The organism is Alcanivorax sp. HI0083, from assembly GCF_001635175.1.
Genome location: NZ_LWFX01000715.1, coordinates 1 through 517 on the forward strand (window position 1 = coordinate 1; position 517 = coordinate 517).

At 61.1% G+C, this 517-nt stretch carries 1 protein-coding gene; it reads right to left on the reverse strand.

Going from position 1 to position 517, the window contains the following annotated elements; translation table 11 throughout:
* Positions 1-517, reverse strand: a 517-nt coding sequence (locus A3754_RS07030) for a YqaJ viral recombinase family protein (protein WP_197468537.1), incomplete at both ends; no start/stop codon positions are given.

Genomic DNA, 517 nt, shown 5'->3' on the forward strand with positions numbered 1-517 from the left:
TCAACGCCTCATCCCGTTCGATCCGATGAATCTGCAACTCCTGTCCGCAGATCAACACGGCCACATCGGCAGCCTGCTTTCCGGTGACCGCTAGCTGATGCTGCACTTGGCATTGGATGTACTCGGGAACCCCATCGGCCCAGAGCTTGGCGCCGTACTGGCCGGTGGTTTTGCACTCGAGGATCTGTACGTCATCGTTACCCACCACGGCGTAATCCAGATTGGCGAGCATCCAGGGCTTGTCTTCATCCGGGTGCTGCAGAACGGAATTCACCCGCCGAACCTTGTTGCCGGTGATCTTGGCGTAAGCCTCGGCCACCTTGGGCTCCAGCAGGGTGCCCCAGTAGAGCGGCGATTGGATGTCATCGGGATCAGGCGCGGGTAACAGACCATCGCGCCCGGTCTTGATCATCCACAGCTCCAGCGGTGACTGGTACGGGCTGATGCCGACGGCGGCAGCCGCATCACTGGCGCCAATGCCCTGCTTGCGGATCTTCAGCCAGTCCTCCCGGCTCAT